The organism is Extensimonas soli, from assembly GCF_029211265.1.
In the GTDB taxonomy this organism is placed as follows: Bacteria; Pseudomonadota; Gammaproteobacteria; order Burkholderiales; family Burkholderiaceae_C; genus Extensimonas; species Extensimonas soli.
On record NZ_JARGEL010000028.1, the window covers coordinates 40,695 to 54,552 of the forward strand.

Sequence of the window (13,858 nt, forward strand, 5' to 3'; positions counted from 1 at the left end):
TCAGCCGATGAGGTGCGCAGGCAAGGTGCCGCGCTGCAGCGCGTGGCGCTCGGCGTGCCGCGGCTCGAACAGCGCGAGCAATTCCGCCATGAGCGCCTGCGCCTTGGCGCTGTGGTCTGCGCCGAAATTGCACACGTACACATCCAGCGTCACGGCCTTGCGCTCGGGCCAGGTGTGCACGCAGACATGGCTTTCGGCAAGCAGCAGGGCCGCAGTCACCCCGCCGGGTCCGTGGCGGGTTGCGGCAAAGGTGTGCAGCAGCTCGCCCACCACCTGCAGCCCCGCGGCCTGGGCCGCATCGCGGCAGGCCGCCCCGAGCAGGCTTGCATCGACGAGCCAGCGCGCGGCGCAGCGGCAGTCGTGAAGGTCGGCGGTCAGGTGCAGGCCGTGCATGCGCGCACTGTAGCGGATCGGCCGTCACGAAAGCCGCAGGCTGCAATGCCATAATCCGCCGCTTTAACCCAGATTGCCCATTAGGACGCGGGATGATGGCGAGGCGGCTGGCGCGGCAGTTTGGTCGCGGCTGAGAAGTCCATGGCCGGTGCCATGGACGCCGAAGCAGCGGCCAAAATGGCCGTCAGCCGTCCGCCAGCGCCCGCGTAGGCGCGCAGCGCCGCCTAATGAACAATCTGGGTTTAACCCAGATTGCCCATTAGGACGCGGGATGATGGCGAGGCGGCTGGCGTGGCAGTTTGGTCGCGGGTGAGAAGTCCATGGCCGGTGCCATGGACGCCGAAGCAGCGGCCAAAATGACCGTCAGCCGTCCGCCAGCGCCCGCGTAGGCGCGCAGCGCCGCCTAATGGACAATTTGGGTTTAACGGAGACATCCCATGGAAACCTACCCTAGTCGGTAGCTTTCAACTCCCGGCCTGCAAAAAGCGTGGAGGGTTGAAAGCACCACATCCCCCCTTCGCCAGTTTTCGCAGACGCACCCCGGGAGTGAGCCCATGCTCAACATTTTCACGCTCGTCAACGGCCGCCTGTTCCAGGAAGAGATCGAATCCCTGGAGGAGCTCGCCAAATTCCAGCCGATCTGGGTCGATCTGGAAGCCCCAACGCTCGAAGAAAAGCGCTGGATCAAGCAGCACTACGGCCTGTCCATCCCCGAGGACGCGATGGACGAGGACATTGAAGAGTCCGCGCGCTTTTACGAGGAAGACAACGGCGAGCTGCACATCCGCAGCGACTTTTTGATCGACGACGACGAAAACCCGCGCTCGGTGCGCACGGCCTTCATCCTGAACCAGCACAACACCGACCTGAAAAGCCGCGGCCTGCTGTTTTCGATCCACGACGAGGACGTGCCGGTGTTCCGCCTGCTGCGCCTGCGCGCGCGCCGTGCGCCGGGCCTGATCGAGGATGCCAAGGACGTGCTGCTCAAGCTCTTCGATGCCGACGCCGAATACTCGGCCGATACGCTCGAAAACATCTACGACGAGCTCGAAAAGGTCAGTCGGCAGGTGCTCGCGGGCGACGTGACCGACGCGCGTGCGGGCGAGGTGCTTTCGGCCATCGCGCGCCAGGAGGACTTGAACGGGCGCATCCGCCGCAACGTCATGGACACGCGCCGCGCCGTGAGCTTCATGATGCGCAGCAAGATGCTCAACGCGAGCCAGTTCGAGGATGCGCGCCAGATCCTGCGCGACATCGAGTCGCTGGACAACCACACGGCCTTTTTGTTCGACAAGATCAACTTCCTGATGGACGCCACGGTGGGCTTCATCAACATCAACCAGAACAAGATCATCAAGATCTTCTCGGTGGCCAGCGTGGCGCTGCTGCCGCCGACGCTGATCGCGAGCATCTACGGCATGAACATGCAGTTCCCCGAGCTCGAACTGCTCGGGCCTGCCATGTACCCCTACGTGCTCGCGCTGATGGTGGTGTCGGCCATCGGCCCGATGTGGTACTTCCGCAAGCGTGGATGGTTGATGTAGGGAATGTCTAAAAAACCCCTTCACCCCTGACTCCACCCATGCTTTATTTTCTGTTCTAACTCACTGTGGTCACGCTGACGGGACAGCGACGATGGATAGCATGGCGGCCTTGCGACCTCCCCAACCGTTGGAGCCCATGCAAAACATTTTCGTCATCGTCTTGCACACCCCACCTTATGGCAGCGCATGCTGTCTGTCAGCCCTGCTCCACTCCAATATGTTGACAGATGAGGTAAACAGGCCCTGAATTTGCCAACATTTTCATACCCTACATGAGCGAGGCTGCCTTTCTCCGTGCACTGGTTGTGCATCCCGAGCCACTGGTCGGGCGGGCTATGGCGCAGTTCCTGCGCCTGCAGGCGGGTGTGGAAGTGGCCGACTTTGTGCGCACCCTTGCTGAAGCGGCGCAACACCTGCGCCAAGCGGGAGCCCCGGCGGTCGTGCTTGTGCATGAGCAACTGCTGACACCCAATGCTGACGCCCTGGCCCGCGACGTCCGGCCATTGGCCCTTGGCAGCCGGTTTTTGCTCCTAGTCGATTCCACACTGAACCAGGCGAGTGGCAATTGCCAGGCTCGTCGCTTGGCGCGTCAAGTCCAACTGGACGGCGTGGTGTTCGGCGACCAACCGCTGGCGGCGCTGGCGCAGGCAGTGGGTGCTGCCGTCAAGAGGCCGACGCAGGATGCGCGCACCAACGCTTCGGTGCCGCCGGAAGATGGCAGGCCAGAGAGCTTTACCCCGCGTCAGCACCAGGTGCTGGAACTGCTGCTGCAGGGGCATTCCAACAAACTCATCGCCCGTCAGCTGAATATCACCGAAAGCACGGTCAAGGAATACGTGAGCGCACTTCTGAAGAAGTTTGATGTGAAGCGCCGGGCTGAGCTGATGGCCCATCTGCAGCAACTGTAGGCCCGGCCCTTTTCCAAGGGCCGGCGGCCCAGACGCTCAGGGCCACAGCGTGATGGGTCCCATCAGCACGTGCCGGTCAGCCGAATCGAGCACGGCAATCTGGATCGATGTGGCGCGGTCCAGTGACCCGTCGGCGATGATCCGCAGGATGGCCGGTTGATTCGTCCAGGTGCCATTCACCAGCAGTTGCGTGGTGCCGGTCAGGAAGGCCTGATGGTTCTCGTCCAGCGCCCACGGGCCCTGAAAAATGAACCTAGCGCACGGCGTGTCGAGCTGTGCCGAATCGGCGGTGAGTTCCAAGCGGGCTGGATAGCAATTGTTGATGTCACCCGTCGGGCTGACTGGCAGCACCAAGCCTGGCGGCACGTTACCTTGAGAGGCATTGAGAGCAGCAAACAGGTGGAGTGGCCCGGTCCCGGTGCCACCACTGCCTGGATAGCCATCGCCACAGGCAGAGAGCGCCAGCACGCATGCTGCCAGCATGGTCCAGCGCCAAGAAACCCCAAGGGTTTCAAACAGCCTGGTCAGAAACTTCATGATCGTCGCTTTCGAAGAAATAGGTGCCGAACCTGGCGCGGTGTGTGCGCTCCGCAGCCGGGGTATGTCGTTGGTCGTTGGCATGCAGCGCGCGGGCCTCGCGCATCACAGTCTGGAACGCCGCTTGCCAGGCCTGAGCAGCACAAACGTGCAGCTGGTAGGCGGAAGCCGCACTGAGCTCCTCGACAAAAATGGCCTGCTCCAGAAAATTGTGACGACCGTCCAGATTCAGCGTGGCCGCCGCAAGATGGTCGCGCACGTTCTCGCTCATCAGTGTGGTCATCTCGGCGAAGCCCTGGCGTGGCACAAAGCCGGGCTCCAGCAGGCGTACGCGGTCACCCTCGACGGCCACCATGCCGAGCCGCTCCAACTCGTTAAGAATGGCGCGCGGACGCACGTCGGTGCTGAGGCTGCTGGCCAGTTCGTCGAAGCTGGCCGGGCGCGCCTGGCCGGTTGTGGTTCCTGCCGACGCCACGCGTGGCAACGTTGCCGGACGGCCATCTCGCGTCAGGTAGCGCTGGTCGCTCAGCCAGCGCGACACCACCTGGCTGGCCAGGTTCAGATCCTGTTGCGCTTGACGGTCCTGGGCGTTAGGCGCGACGGCGAGCTTGCGCACATCGCACCTGTGTATGCCGGAGAGGATAGCCAACGCGCTCAGGTTGACCTGCTGGCCCGCCTGCTCCAGTTCATCGCGCGCCTGTTGTAAAAACAGCTCCTTGGCCGCCGCAGCGAAGGCGGGGTAGGCCACGCCGTGCCGGATCAGAAAGGCGATCGCGGGCCGCAGCAGGTGCACAACCGAAGTCAATGCCAGTAATGAACGAGTGAGCATGAAGATCGAGACCGAACCGGGCACCTCGGAGAAAACGTGGAATATTTTTCCACATAATTTGTGCGACCCGAATCGGGTTCAGCTCAGCATATTCATTAGCAGCCTAAATTGACGCATGGGAGAAATTTTTCCCTTGTTTAGCCTTGTATCCAGGACGGAGCTTCAGTGCAGTCACCTCGTCCGCGGAGCCGGCTGTAGCCCGACGCGCAGGGCCGCTTTCAAATCGTCCGGCAGACTTGATACACCTTTGACGACACCCGGCCCGCCATTGCGCCAGTGAACGCTGAACTCTCTAGATACTGCAAACGCGGGCGCCTGGTACGTCGTGACATACAAAACGACCTCCGTGGCGCCATCCACGAAGGCGGGGAAGCTCAACAACCTGATCACCGGGCCGAGTTCACGCACGCTGATAAGAACGACGGAATCGAACTGCGAAGCAGCCGGATCGAACTGCGTTGCGATGGTTTCTGGCGCCAAGTCAGGAAGGCGCCGCAATTCTGAGCGAGCAAAGCACTGCGACTCGGAAAGAAAGTCTTGCAGTCCTGCGTGCGCCACCGCTTCTCGTTGGGAGGCATCCTTTTGGTCTGGGCGCCATTGCGGCGCCCAGAGAACCAGGGCAGACGCAGCCGAATTGCAAACTGGCGCCTGCGACGGAGGAGTCAGCGTCACGGTGGTGCTGGCACATCCCGCAAGAAGCGCCGTGAGAAGCGCACTGAGGCGCAACTGCCTTTGCATACGAGGTCCTTATCTACGTGCCGTCGCGGTCGATCAGGATGACATTGAAAACGTGTGCGCCTTAGCCAAACCAGTAGTATGTGATGAGCCTGCGCGCCGTTTTCACCCTCACCTCAAGAATTTTGCGGCGAGTTGTGCTCAAACGGGTTCGACATGTCTGCACGACCCCTCACTGCTTGGTATAGCAGGCGCCATTCGGGATCATCAGATTGGCATAACCTTCCACGTCCGCTGCCGTAGGCAGGGCACTCGGAGTTGCATCACCTATTTGGCACAGCTTGCTATTGACCTTGACGGCCCAGATGATGGGGTGTTGCGTGTTCGCAGCGGTCCAAACTCCCCAGTTGGCTGCCAGCGTGGCGGTACTGCCGGAACGCGAAAACACCACCTGTCCAGCGGAAAAGATAGACCCAGGCACGGTTGAACCAGTACCGGAACAATTGATGGCGGCATACGACATCATTCCCTGGTCAAACGTGATGGCGTTGTCCGCCGTTTTGGTGACGCTGACGTACTGCCGATTGCCTTTGCCATTGGCCGCAACACAAAGATCCTGAATCCACACCCCCAGCACGCCTGCCACGCCTTGGATTGGGCTGCCGTTGCCTGTGTCCGGAGGGGTGCTACCCGTCGAACATGCCACGCTGACATTGCTCACGTCGGCTGCAGTGTTGCCGGTGCCATGGGTCACGGTGCACGTTTGACCATCCGGCTGCACTTTTATGGTTACTGCGTAAGCAGCGCCGCCGGTCAGTGATGTCGAAAAGTTGAACGTACCGTTGCTGGTTACGGTCAGGTCATCTCCGCCATTGTTCTGCAACACCACGCGCTTTCCCGTGCCAAGTCCAGACACCGTACCGCCGATTCGGTAGCTGACGACATTTAGTGCGTCGTCGCCGCCCCCGCCACAGGCGGCAAGGCAAGCCGTCGTCAGAATCACGAGGACCAAATTGCAAGAAAAACGCGAAACATGCATGACTCCACTCCTTAGTTTGGTAGAAGTCATCGATTCTGTAGGCCGAGTCTGCCCGGCGAAACCCTACTGAAGTAGGGTTGAACGGAGTGCGCGAGATACGCCATCATCGCGAGCCCCTCGCTTCGGCCGGTGGCATACCAGACCAGTTGTTTCACTTTGCGGCTCGATCAAGTGCAATTTCAGACCTCTGGATGGCGCCGCGCGCTCGAAAGTCTGATTTGACTGCAGCGTGACTTGGTAGCCCTAGCAGGCTGCTGAAATACTGCCAGAAGGTTCGAAAAATAACGGTTGTGAGGGTGCCCTACCCCTTGCCAAGCCCAAGAAAATCGCTTGTAGCCCGTTCTGGGCGGTCATTGCTCTTGGCGGTAGGCAGGCAAACCAGTATTTCAGCAGCCTGCTAGAGAGCGGTAGTCGCGCCCAGTTCGAGGTGCCTGAATGGCGTTTGTCCACGGTCTAGCCGTCGGCGGCGTTCGAAGAGCTCCAGGGTTCACAAGCCCAACAAGCCTTTGGCAAACAGCAGGAGAGCGCAAACAGCTATCGCATTGATAGTTTTCGACTCGATGACCGCGACGAACGGTGGCGGGCTGGGTTGCATGGAGATGTTGTGACACCGTTACTCACCATGCAAAACATTCTCATCATCCTGCTCTTTCCATCTATGGCAGCGAACTCTGCCTGTCGGCCTTGCGTCTAGCCAACATGCTGACCGGGGGGATGACAACCCGAAGGTGCAGGCATACGCCACGGTAACGATGCGAATGATGGTGGTCTTCTACAACATTTAAGCAGCTATTCTTTTCAGAAAACCCTGCACGATCAGCTCGGCGTAGCGGCTGGCCACGGTGCGCACGAATTGCGGGAAGTCGATGTGCGCGCTGTCGTCGGCGCGGTCGGAGATGGTGCGCATTGCTGCAAAAGGCAGGCCGTAGTCGTGGCAGACCTGGGCCACGGCGGCGCCTTCCATCTCCACGGCCAGCACTTCGTGGCCGCCAGTGAGCAGCGCGGCGCGCAGGCCCTGCGCCTCGTGCGCGCTCGCGACGAAACGGTCGCCGCTGGCCACCAGGCCGTGGTGCACGCGCGGGCGCCCGGCCTGGTATTCCAAGCCAAAATGGCCTTCAGCGCTTGATACGCAAGCACAAGCAGCTTCCAATAGCAGAGCAGACAGCGCCGCATCGCAGGCCAGGCGCTGGCGGCCGTAGCCGGGCAGCTCCCAGCGCGCGAACAGCGGTGAGGCGTCCATGTCGTGCTGCACGTAGTCCTGCGCCACGATCACATCGCCCACCTGCACGCCCGCGCCCACGCCGCCGGCCACGCCGGTGAACACGATGCGCGCGACACCGAAGCGCTCGATCAGCGCCGTGGCCGTGGTCGCCGCGGCCACTTTGCCTATGCCCGAGAGCGCGAGCACCACGCGCTGGCCGTGCAGCGTGCCGCGCCAGAAGCTGCGCCCCGCGTGCTGCAGATGCTGCGGCTGCTGCAGCTGCGCGAGCAGGCCGCTTTGCTCCTGCGGCAGGGCGCTGAGGATGGCGGTGGGCATGAAATCAAGCCGCTGCGCGCACGGGCAAGGCAACGCGCAAACGCATGCACAACTTACGCAGATCGGGGTGAGGCAAGGCGCTCGCCCGTGGCCAGACTCTCTGTTGCCTCCTTGTTTGCATAAGTCCAGTCATGTTTTGTGCAGCTCGCGCCGCAGCACCTTGCCCACCGTGGTCTTGGGCAGTTCGTTGCGAAATTCGATCACCTTGGGGCGCTTGTAACCCGTGAGGTTTTCGTGGCAGAAGGCGCGCACCTGCGCTTCGGTGAGGCTGGGGTCGCGGCGCACGATCACGAGCTTGACGGCCTCGCCCGATTTTTCGTCGGGAATGCCGACCACGCCGCATTCGAGCACGCCGGGGCAGCTCGCGACCACGTCTTCGATCTCGTTCGGATAGACGTTGAAGCCGCTCACGAGGATCATGTCCTTCTTGCGATCGACGATCTTGAAGTAGCCGCGTGCGTCCATGGTGCCGATGTCGCCCGACTTGAACCAGCCATCCGCCGTCATGACCTTGGCGGTTTCGTCGGGGCGCTGCCAGTAGCCGGCCATGACCTGCGGCCCGCGGATCGCGATCTCGCCGGGCTGGCCCAGCGTGGTGACGTCGTGGCCGTCGTCGTCGAGCAGCTTCATCCAGGTGCTGGGCAGCGGCACGCCTATGGTGCCCGTGAATGCGTGCGTGGTCACGGGGTTGCAGCTGGCCGAGGGGCTGGTTTCAGAAAGGCCGTAGCCCTCGCAGATCGGGCAGCCGGTCTTTTCGAGCCAGCGCTGCGCCACCGCCCTTTGCACGGCCATGCCGCCGCCCACGCTGACCTTGAGGTGGCGCCAATCGACGGTGTCGAAGTCGGAATGGTGCAGCAGCCCGTTGAACAGGGTGTTGACAGCGGCAAAGATGTGAAAGCGGTGCTGCGACAGCTCCTTGAGCACGGCGGGCAGGTCGCGCGCGTTGGGCACCATGATGACCTTGTTGCCCGTGCGCAGCGGCAACAGCAGGTTCAGCGTGAAGCCGAAGATGTGGTACAGCGGCAGCACGCAGGCCGTGCCGGGCTGCTCGCCGGGCGGAATTTGCGCCATGGCCGGGGCGTTCCAGGCTTCGGACTGCAAGGTGTTGGCGACCAGGTTGCGGTGCAGCAGCATCGCGCCCTTGGGCGTGCCCGTGGTGCCGCCCGTGTATTGCAGCACGGCCAGATCTTCGGGGGCCAGCGGCGGCGGCTGCAGGCGCCCGCGCCGCCCCTGGCGGATCGCCTGGTTGAAGCGCACGGCCGCGGGCAGGCTGAAGGCCGGCACCAGCTTTTTCAGGTGCCGCACCACGAAGTTCACCGCCACGCCCTTGGGCCGGCCCAGCAGGTCGCCGAGCGCACACAGCACGACATGCTGAACGGCGGTCTGCGCGATGCAGTGCTGCAGGGTGTGCGCAAAGTTTTCGAGCAGGATGATGGCCTTGGCGCCCGAGTCCTTGAGCTGGTGCTCGAGCTCGCGCGCGGTGTAGAGCGGGTTCACGTTCACGACCACGCAGCCCGCGCGCAGCACCGCCGCCACGGCCACCGCGTACTGTGGCATGTTGGGCATCATGAGCGCCACGCGGTCGCCTTTGACCAGGCCCAGCCCCTGCAAATAGGCCGCGAGCGCACGCCCGAGGGCGCCGGCCTGCGCGTAGCTGAGCTCTTTGCCCATGAAGCTGTAAGCCGGGCGTTCGGCGTAGCGCGCAAAAGCCTCGTCGAACAGGTGCACCAGCGTGGGAAAGCGCAGCGGGTCGATGTCGGCGGGCACGCCCTCGGGGTAGGCCGCGAGCCAGGGACGGGCTGTCATGGTTTTTTGCCTCCTGTTTCTTCTTGCTTGCTGATCATTCGAGCGCTTTGGTGATGTCCTCGACCACCTTTTTCGCGTCACCGAACACCATCATGGTCTTGTCCATGTAAAAAAGCTCGTTATCAAGCCCTGCATAGCCTGCGGCCATGGAGCGCTTGTTGACGATCACGGTCTTGGCCTTGTACGCCTCCAAAATCGGCATGCCGTAGATCGGACTGCCCTTTTGCAGCGCGGCGGGGTTGACCACGTCGTTCGCGCCCAGAACGATGGCCACGTCGGCCTGGCCGAATTCGCCGTTGATGTCCTCCATCTCGAACACCTGGTCGTAGGGCACCTCGGCCTCGGCCAGCAGCACGTTCATGTGGCCCGGCATGCGCCCGGCCACGGGGTGGATGGCGTATTTCACGTCTATGCCCTTTTCGGTGAGCTTTTGCGCCATTTCCTTCACGGCATGCTGCGCGCGCGCCACCGCCAGGCCGTAGCCGGGCACGATGATCACGCGGTCGGCGTTGCCGAGCACGAAGGCCACGTCGTCGGCGCTGCCGCTCTTGACGGCGCGCTGCTCCCGGGTCGCGCCGCCGGCACTCGCGGCTTCGGCGCCGAAGCCGCCCAGAATGACGCTGAAGAACGAGCGGTTCATGGCCTTGCACATGATGTAGCTCAGGATCGCACCCGAGCTGCCCACGAGCGAGCCCGCGATGATGAGCATGCTGTTGTTGAGCGAAAAGCCGATGCCCGCCGCAGCCCAGCCCGAGTAACTGTTGAGCATGGACACGACCACGGGCATGTCGGCGCCGCCGATCGGGATGATCAGCGTCACACCGATCACGAAGCCCAGCACGCACACCGCGGCAAACGGAATCGCGCCCTGCGTCTGCCAGAACAGCCCCACGCCCACGAGAGCCAGCACGCCCAGCAGCAGGTTCAGCCAGTGCTGGCCCGCAAACACCACGGGTGCGCCCTGGAACAGCCGGAACTTGGACTTGCCCGAGAGCTTGCCCCAGGCGATCACCGAGCCGCTGAAGGTCACGGCGCCAATGAACGCGCCCAGCGCCAGCTCGATGCGGTTGCCCGGCGGGATGCCGCCTTGCTCGCCCGCGCCTTCCATCACGCTGAAGGCCGCGGGCTCGGCCACCGTGGCGGCGGCGATGCACACCGCAGCCAGGCCGATCATGCTGTGGAAAAACGCCACGAGCTCGGGCATCTTGGTCATCTCGACGGTCTTGGCGCGCCAGGCACCGTAGCCGCCGCCCACGACCAGCCCGAGCAGCACCCAGCCCAGGCCCTGGGCCGAGCCAGCGAGCTCGACGATCAGCGCCGCCGTGGTCAGCACGGCGATGGCCATGCCCGTCATGCCGAACACGTTGCCGCGGATCGAGGTGGTCGGGTGGCTCAAGCCCTTGAGCGCCTGGATGAAGCACACGCTGGCGACGAGGTACAGCAGCGTGACGAGGTTCATGCTCATGGGTTTTCTCCTATATTAATAGCTGCTTATGCTTTATTTATGTGCCTCAGAGGCCGATTTCTTCTCTTTTTTCTTGAACATCTCGAGCATGCGCCGCGTGACCAGAAAACCGCCGAAGATGTTGACCGCGGCGAGCGCCACCGCGGCCACACCGAGGAACTTGGCAAAGCCGCCCTGCGTGAGCGCGGCCGCGAGCATCGCGCCGACGATGACGATGGCCGAGATGGCGTTGGTCACCGCCATCAGCGGCGTGTGCAGCGCGGGCGTGACGGTCCACACCACGTGGTAGCCCACGTAGATCGCGAGCACGAAGATGGTCAGGTTGATGAGGGTGGGCGAAACGGCTTCCATGGGGGCCTCCGTAAAAAAGGGTTGGGTTGGGCTGACAACGCGCCCGTGGCGCGCGCCACGGACAAAATCCAGGCACGCGCCGAGCGGGGCGCGGGCGGGTTATGGGCGCCGTACCGCGCCCTGGTGCGCCACCAGGCAGGCGGCGACGATGTCGTCCTGCAGATCGATCTGCACGCCGCCCTCCTTGGGCAGCACCAGCTTCAGAAAGTCGAGCACGTTGCGCGCATACAGCGCCGAGGCGTCGGCCGCGACGAGCGCGGGCAGGTTGGTCTCGCCGATCAGCGTCACGCCGTGCTTGAGCACCGTGCGCCCCGCTTCGGTGAGCGGGCAGTTGCCGCCCTGGTGCGCCGCGAGATCGACGATCACCGAGCCCGGCTTCATCGCGCGCACCATGTCCTCGGTCACGAGCACGGGCGCGGGCCGGCCCGGAATCAAGGCCGTGGTGATGAGCACGTCGGCCAGCGCCGCGCGCTTGGCCACTTCGGCCTTTTGGCGCTCGAGCCAGCTTGGCGGCATGGGGCGCGCGTAGCCGCCCACGCCTTCGGCGGCTTCCTTTTCCTCCGCGGTCTCGAAGGGCACGTCGATGAACTTTGCGCCCAGCGATTCGATCTGTTCCTTGACGCTGGGGCGCACGTCCGAAGCCTCGATCACCGCGCCCAGGCGCTTGGCCGTGGCGATGGCCTGCAGGCCTGCCACGCCCGCGCCGAGCACGAGCACGCGCGCGGCCTTCACGGTGCCCGCCGCCGTCATGAGCATGGGAAAGAAGCGCTGGTAGGCATTGGCCGCGAGCAGCACGGCCTTGTAGCCCGCGATGTTGGCCTGGCTCGAAAGCACGTCCATGCTCTGCGCGCGCGTGGTGCGCGGCGCGGCCTCGAGCGCAAAGGCACTGACGCCCGCCTGCGCGAGGTGCTCGAGCCCCGCGCGGTCGAACGGATCGAGCATGCCCACGAGCACGGCGCCCGGGCGCAGCAAGGCCAATTCGGCCACGCTCGGCGCGCGCACCTTGAGCACCACGTCGGCGCCGAAAGCCGAGGCGGCATCGACGATCTCTGCGCCTGCCGCCTGGTACGCCGCATCGGGCACGCTCGCCGCGATGCCGGCGCCGGCCTGCACGCAGAGATGGTGCCCCTGGGCACTGAGTTTTTTGACTGTCTCGGGGGTTGCCGCGACCCTGGTTTCTCCTGGCATCGATTCTGCAGGCACACCTATGCGCATCTTGTCTCCTGTGCGTGGTTCGTGGATGGGCGAGACACGAGCTTACATGATGCCCTGTCCCGAATCCCTGAAAATGGCTGGAATCGCTTGTTTTGTCATACGTTCGAGCCCCTCTTTGACCTCATCCTATCCTTGCTTTACCACTGCAATGGGGTGCATCCCCACTACTTACTGGAGGCCGGCATGAAAGTCATCGTTCTCGGCAGCGGAGTAATAGGCGTCAGCACCGCGTACTACCTGGCGCGCGCCGGCGCCGAAGTCACCGTGATCGAGCGCCAGAGCGGCCCGGCGCTCGAAACCAGCTTTGCCAACGCGGGGCAGATTTCGCCCGGCTATTCCACGCCTTGGGCCGCACCGGGCATTCCGCTCAAGGCGCTGAAGTGGATGCTGCAGCGCCACGCGCCATTTCGCTTTCGCCCCGACGGTTCGCTGTTCCAGCTGCGCTGGATGGCGATGATGCTGCGCAACTGCAGCAGCGCGCGCTACACCGTCAACAAGGAACGCATGGTGCGCGTGGCCGAATACAGCCGCGACTGCCTGCGCCAGCTGCGCGCCGACACGGGCATCGCGTACGACCAGCGCACGTTGGGCACGCTGCAGGTGTTTCGCACCGCCAAGCAGCTGCAGGCCGCGCAGCGTGACATCGCAGTGCTCGAGGCTTGCCACGTGCCTTACCGCTTGCTCGCCGCCGACGCGCTGCCGCAGATCGAGCCCGCGCTCGCACACGCGCGCGGCCTCACCGGCGGCCTGCACCTGCCGGGCGACGAAACCGGCGACTGCCACCTCTTCACCACACGCCTGGCCGAGATCGCGCGCGGTCTCGGCGTGCAGTTCTCGTTCGACACCACGGTGCGGCGCTTGCTCTGCACAGGCACTCGCATCACGGGCGTCGAAGTGCAGACGAGCGCGCAGGGGGATATACGCAGCCTGCACGCCGACCAGGTCATCGTCGCGCTGGGCTGCGCCTCGCGCGAATTGCTGCAGGCGCTCGGGCTCGACCTGCCGGTTTACCCAGTCAAGGGCTACTCGCTCACGGCGCCCATCGTCGACACCGAGCGTGCACCGCGCTCCACGGTGCTCGACGAGAGCTACAAGATCGCCGTCACGCGCCTGGGCGCGCGCATCCGGGTGGGCGGCATGGCTGAACTCGCCGGCTATGACCTGCGTCTGAACCCACGCCGACGCGCTACGCTCGAAATGGTCACGCAAAGCCTGTTCGCGGGCGCGGCCGACCTGCCCGCCGCGAGCTTCTGGACGGGCCTGCGCCCCATGACGCCCGACGGCACGCCCATCCTGGGCCGCGCGCCAGGCTGGGACAACCTGCTACTCAACACCGGCCACGGCACACTGGGCTGGACCATGGCCGCCGGCTCGGGCAAGCTGCTCGCCGACCTCACGCTCGGCCGCCAGCCCGACATTCGCACCGACGACCTCGGGCCGCAGCGCTACGGCCGCGCAGCGCAGGCTGCCTCCACCGGCGCGCAAGAGCAGCGCTCGGCACGTGCGTGAATACCCCTTCGACGCCCCCTGCAGGCATAGCGCAAAAAAACAGCGCCGGC

At 64.0% G+C, this 13,858-nt stretch carries 13 protein-coding genes; 3 read left to right on the forward strand and 10 right to left on the reverse strand.

All coding sequences use genetic code 11. From position 1 onward, the window contains the following. Complete coding sequence (locus tag PYV55_RS13015) at positions 1–393, reverse strand: S-adenosylmethionine decarboxylase family protein (RefSeq protein ID WP_275851924.1); 393 nt, start codon at positions 391–393, stop codon at positions 1–3. A 554-nt stretch (positions 394–947) separates the two neighbouring features. On the opposite strand from PYV55_RS13015, the gene corA reads away from it, so the two are divergent. Continuing rightward, entirely contained in the window at positions 948–1,937 is a 990-nt protein-coding gene (gene corA, locus PYV55_RS13020; RefSeq protein WP_275851926.1) for a magnesium/cobalt transporter CorA, read from the forward strand. A gap of 272 nt (positions 1,938–2,209) precedes the next feature. Continuing rightward, on the forward strand, positions 2,210–2,845 hold the full coding sequence (locus PYV55_RS13025; protein ID WP_275851927.1) for a helix-turn-helix transcriptional regulator: 636 nt from the start codon (positions 2,210–2,212) through the stop codon (positions 2,843–2,845). A gap of 36 nt (positions 2,846–2,881) precedes the next feature. On the opposite strand, the gene PYV55_RS13030 is transcribed toward PYV55_RS13025, so the two are convergent. The 9 genes from PYV55_RS13030 to PYV55_RS13070 form a co-directional block, all read right to left on the reverse strand. Then, on the reverse strand, positions 2,882–3,382 hold the full coding sequence (locus PYV55_RS13030) for a hypothetical protein (RefSeq protein WP_275851929.1): 501 nt from the start codon (positions 3,380–3,382) through the stop codon (positions 2,882–2,884). Further along, a complete protein-coding gene (locus tag PYV55_RS13035) occupies positions 3,357–4,211 on the reverse strand; it encodes a DUF6502 family protein (RefSeq protein WP_275851931.1) in 855 nt (284 codons plus the stop codon). Before PYV55_RS13035 ends, PYV55_RS13030 begins: the two co-directional genes overlap by 26 nt. 171 nt (positions 4,212–4,382) lie before the next feature. Beyond that, on the reverse strand, positions 4,383–4,949 hold the full coding sequence (locus PYV55_RS13040) for a hypothetical protein (protein WP_275851934.1): 567 nt from the start codon (positions 4,947–4,949) through the stop codon (positions 4,383–4,385). Between the two features lie 169 nt (positions 4,950–5,118). Further along, positions 5,119–5,925, reverse strand: coding sequence for a hypothetical protein (locus PYV55_RS13045; RefSeq protein WP_275851936.1), 807 nt, complete (start codon positions 5,923–5,925; stop codon positions 5,119–5,121). 781 nt (positions 5,926–6,706) lie between these two features. Continuing rightward, positions 6,707–7,462: a 5'-methylthioadenosine/adenosylhomocysteine nucleosidase gene (locus PYV55_RS13050; RefSeq protein ID WP_275851938.1), complete on the reverse strand. Its 756-nt coding sequence runs from the start codon at positions 7,460–7,462 to the stop codon at positions 6,707–6,709. 129 nt (positions 7,463–7,591) lie between these two features. After that, complete coding sequence (locus tag PYV55_RS13055; RefSeq protein ID WP_275851941.1) at positions 7,592–9,268, reverse strand: long-chain-fatty-acid--CoA ligase; 1,677 nt, start codon at positions 9,266–9,268, stop codon at positions 7,592–7,594. A 34-nt stretch (positions 9,269–9,302) separates the two neighbouring features. Beyond that, the gene (locus tag PYV55_RS13060; protein WP_275851944.1) at positions 9,303–10,733 is read right to left on the reverse strand and encodes an NAD(P)(+) transhydrogenase (Re/Si-specific) subunit beta; all 1,431 of its coding nucleotides are present in this window, start codon (positions 10,731–10,733) and stop codon (positions 9,303–9,305) included. A 33-nt stretch (positions 10,734–10,766) separates the two neighbouring features. Next, complete coding sequence (locus tag PYV55_RS13065; protein WP_144734010.1) at positions 10,767–11,084, reverse strand: proton-translocating transhydrogenase family protein; 318 nt, start codon at positions 11,082–11,084, stop codon at positions 10,767–10,769. A 99-nt stretch (positions 11,085–11,183) separates the two neighbouring features. Next, on the reverse strand, positions 11,184–12,299 hold the full coding sequence (locus tag PYV55_RS13070) for a Re/Si-specific NAD(P)(+) transhydrogenase subunit alpha (RefSeq protein ID WP_275851948.1): 1,116 nt from the start codon (positions 12,297–12,299) through the stop codon (positions 11,184–11,186). A gap of 183 nt (positions 12,300–12,482) precedes the next feature. Between PYV55_RS13070 and PYV55_RS13075 the strand changes: the two genes are divergently transcribed. After that, complete coding sequence (locus PYV55_RS13075) at positions 12,483–13,808, forward strand: D-amino acid dehydrogenase (protein WP_275851950.1); 1,326 nt, start codon at positions 12,483–12,485, stop codon at positions 13,806–13,808. Positions 13,809–13,858 lie beyond the last annotated feature (50 nt).